Here is a 3227-nt window from a genome sequence, read left to right on the forward strand (position 1 = left end):
ATCGGCGCTCCCCTGCCCGAGCGCGGTGCCCGGTCCCGCCGTGGTGGCCACGCCGTCTTTACAGGAGCCGCACGCGTACGTCTGCAGCTGGTGCTCGTGCACCACAAAGCGCGCAGGCACGTAGGACAGGAGTTGGCGCTCGTCGTGTCCGATGCCCCGCATCGTGCGCCCACAGGTCCCGCACTGCTGCGCGGACGTGGGGACGTCGTGCGTGTGGATCTCGCGGTCCACGACCGCGCTCGTGCGCCACGACTGCCGTGCACGGCGCACGGTCGGCGACGCGGCGTCGGCGCGCGCGATCTCGGCGGTGAGCGCGGCATCCTCGCGCGCCTCCGCGTCTGGATCCATCTCCGGCTGCGGCGTCTGCTTGAGCAGTGCGTCGAGCAAGAGCGCCAGTTGCTCCGCGTTCGTACGCTCGGAGCGTTTGCCCAGCCCCGCAGCGCGCAGTTTCGCGAGCAGCAGTTCCCACCCCGGCGGCCACCCAAAATCCCCCATCCGTGGCCACCTCAAACTCCCCCAGCCGGCGTGAGGGTGTGAGCTCTTAATTCGGGGGGCCACCCGCGGGACGTTACGCTACCTCTCTCACCGTGGTGAGGGAGGAAGGAGTGAACGTCTTGAAGGCCCATTTACGGATCACCATTACCACGCTGCTGGCGCGGGGCGCGTCCCAGCATGAGATCGCGCAGCGTACGGGCGTGGATCGGAAGACCATTCGCCGGTACGCGCGGGCCGCCGCGGCAAATGCCCCCATGGTGGCCACCGGCTCAGCGGCGATGGCCGGTGAAATGCCCCCACCCCGGCCACCGGGTGACGACGGCATCGTGGCCGCGGCCGTGGTCCCGCATCGCGTGCACCCGGGGCCGGCGACGTCCGCGTGCGAGCCCCATCGGTCGTGGATCGAAGCCCAGGTCGCGCTCGGCCGCAACGCAGTGAGTGTGTTTCAGGATCTGGTCGATCAGCGCGGCTTCACGCACCAGTACAACTCGGTGAAACGCTTCGTGGCCGCGCTCAAGGCGCGCGCGCCGGAGCGCTTCGACGTGCTCGAGTTTCTGCCGGGCGAGGAGGCACAGGTCGACTACGGCCAAGGCGCGCCGACGCGCACCGCGTCGGGCAAATACCAGCGCCCGATCCTGTTTGTGATGACACTCAAGTACTCGGGCAAGTGCTTTCGGAAAGTGGTATGGAAGACGTCGCAGGTCGTGTGGGCGCAGCTGCATGAAGAGGCGTTTCGGTCGTTTGGTGGCTGCTGCCGCTACGTGGTGCTCGACAATTTGCGTGAGGGCGTGGTGCGGCCCGACTGGTACGAACCGGGCCTCAATCCGGTGTATGCCGCGGTACTCGCGCACCATGGCGTCGTCGCCGACCCGTGTCGCGTGCGCGATCCGAATCGCAAGGGCACCGTCGAAGCGGCGATTCAGCACACGCAGACGACCGCCTTGAAGGGGCGCACCTTCGAGACGCTCGAGGCGCAGAACGCGTGGCTCGTGGAGTGGGAAGCGCGCTGGGCCTCGCCGCGCATTCATGGGCGGAAGAAGCGCCAGGTCAGTGAACTCTATCGCGAGGAGCAGCCGCACCTGCTGCCGCTCCCGCGTGAAGGCTTTCGGTACTTCACGCAAGGCGTGCGCACGGTCGATGATGCGGGGCTCGTGCAGATCGAAGGCGCGTACTACGCGGCCGGCGAAGCGGCGCTCGCGAGCGTGGTCACTGTCCGCGTGTATGCGCAGGCGATTGAGATTCTGGATCGCCGCGGCGTGCTGCTGCGCCGTCATCAGAAGGCGCTGCGAAAGGGCGCCTTCGTGATGGCCGCCTCGGATCGCCTCTTCAATCCGTCGCGGGAGACGGCGCGCGTGCTCGCCCGCGCGGCGCAAATCGGTCCCCAGACAGCCGCGCTGGCGCAGGTCCTCTTCGCGCGCGTCGGGCGACCAGGGCAACGCGCCCTCCAAGGCCTCGCGAGTCTGCCGCGCACGTATGCGCGCACGGACATCGAAGCGGTGTGTGCGCGCCTGCTGGCCGCCGACTGCATCTCGTACACCGCTATCAAGTCGGCACTGGCCCGGCGCGCGGAGGAGGCGCGCGCCGCCGCCGACGCGGCGCCACTGACGCAATCCGGTCCGGGCATCCGCGCGCCCCTCGAGTACCAAACGTTTTGGGATCAGCATGCCGCCGACGAGGCGTCGAGGACGCCGGTGGGGGCGTCCGCATGACGATGTCGATCACCGAGCTCGAACAGGCACTGCGCGCGCTCCGCTTGTCCGGCATGAGCGCCACAATGCAGGCCCGCGCGCTGCAGGTCGCGCAGCATGAGATGGATTTCCTCGAAGCGTTTTCGTGGCTCGTGCAAGACGAACTGGATCGCCGGCGCTCGCGCCTGCTCGACCGGCGCTTCACGCTCTCCGGGCTCCGCGAGCGCAAGGATCTCAAAGACTTCGACTGGACCTACAACACGCGGCTCCCGAAGCGCGAGGTGCTCGCGCTCGGCACCCTGCAATTTCTCGACGCGAAAGAAGATCTATTGCTGATCGGTCCGCCGGGAACCGGGAAAAGTCACTGCGCCAAAGCGCTGGCGCTGCTCGCCGTGCAACGCGGCTACACGGTGCTGTATCGCGAAGCGCATCAGCTCATCGAAGACCTCGCGGAAGCCCGTGAGCTTGGGCAACTCCGCGCGTATCGGAAACAGCTCAAGTCGGTCGATCTCTTGCTCATCGACGATCTCTTCCTGCGCAAACTCCCCGCGCAGGCGGGCGACGAACTCGCCGATGTGCTCATGAGCCGCTACGAAAAAGCCTCCACGCTCGTGACCTCCAACCGACCCTTTGAAGACTGGGCGCGTCTGCTCGGCGATACCGTCGTCGTCACGCCCCTCCTCGACCGTCTGCTCCACCACGGCCACCTCCTCAAATTCGAGGGCAAGAGCTGGCGACTTAAAGAAGCCGCGGCGCGTCTTGCGAAGCAGGCCAAAAGCCCATAGCCTCACCCCGTCCCGCGCACGTCCGCTGGGGGAGTTTGACCCGGCCACGGATGGGGGATTTTGAGGTGGCCGCCGGGGTCGAGATTCTCTTACGCAGCGGGTGACCGTTTCTCTGCCAAGCGCTCAACGGCGAGATAGCCGGATGGAAGGTTTAGAGCACAGCGCATTAACGTGCTTTACCAGAAGGCCCTGCTCCGTCGCTTCGACGAGCGTATTAGCACCGTCGCTGGCGCGCCTTCACTCAGGAAAGACTGTTAAC

At 66.9% G+C, this 3227-nt stretch carries 3 protein-coding genes; 2 read left to right on the forward strand and 1 reads right to left on the reverse strand.

Annotation, left to right across the window (positions count from 1 at the left end; genetic code table 11):
• Positions 1 to 495: IS66 family transposase zinc-finger binding domain-containing protein (locus tag ACLL97_RS12920; protein ID WP_411280885.1), on the reverse strand; the 495-nt coding region annotated here is incomplete at its 3' end.
• Positions 496 to 605: 110 nt separating this feature from the next.
• Between ACLL97_RS12920 and istA the strand changes: the two genes are divergently transcribed.
• Both istA and istB read left to right on the forward strand, forming a co-directional pair.
• Positions 606 to 2204, forward strand: a complete 1599-nt coding sequence (gene istA / locus ACLL97_RS12925) for an IS21 family transposase (protein ID WP_411280886.1) — start codon at positions 606 to 608, stop codon at positions 2202 to 2204.
• Positions 2201 to 2968 carry an IS21-like element helper ATPase IstB gene (istB, locus tag ACLL97_RS12930; protein WP_411280887.1) on the forward strand — a complete coding sequence of 256 codons (768 nt, stop codon included), beginning with the start codon at positions 2201 to 2203 and terminating at the stop codon, positions 2966 to 2968. Before istA ends, istB begins: the two co-directional genes overlap by 4 nt.
• Positions 2969 to 3227 lie beyond the last annotated feature (259 nt).

Source organism: Gemmatimonas sp. (assembly GCF_046594945.1).
Lineage (GTDB): Bacteria > Gemmatimonadota > Gemmatimonadetes > Gemmatimonadales > Gemmatimonadaceae > Gemmatimonas.

What these genes read in the sequence shown, in the direction of transcription:
- istB (WP_411280887.1), top strand. Translation starts at nt 2,201, where the DNA reads ATGACGATGTCGATCACCGAGCTCGAACAGGCACTGCGCGCGCTCCGC.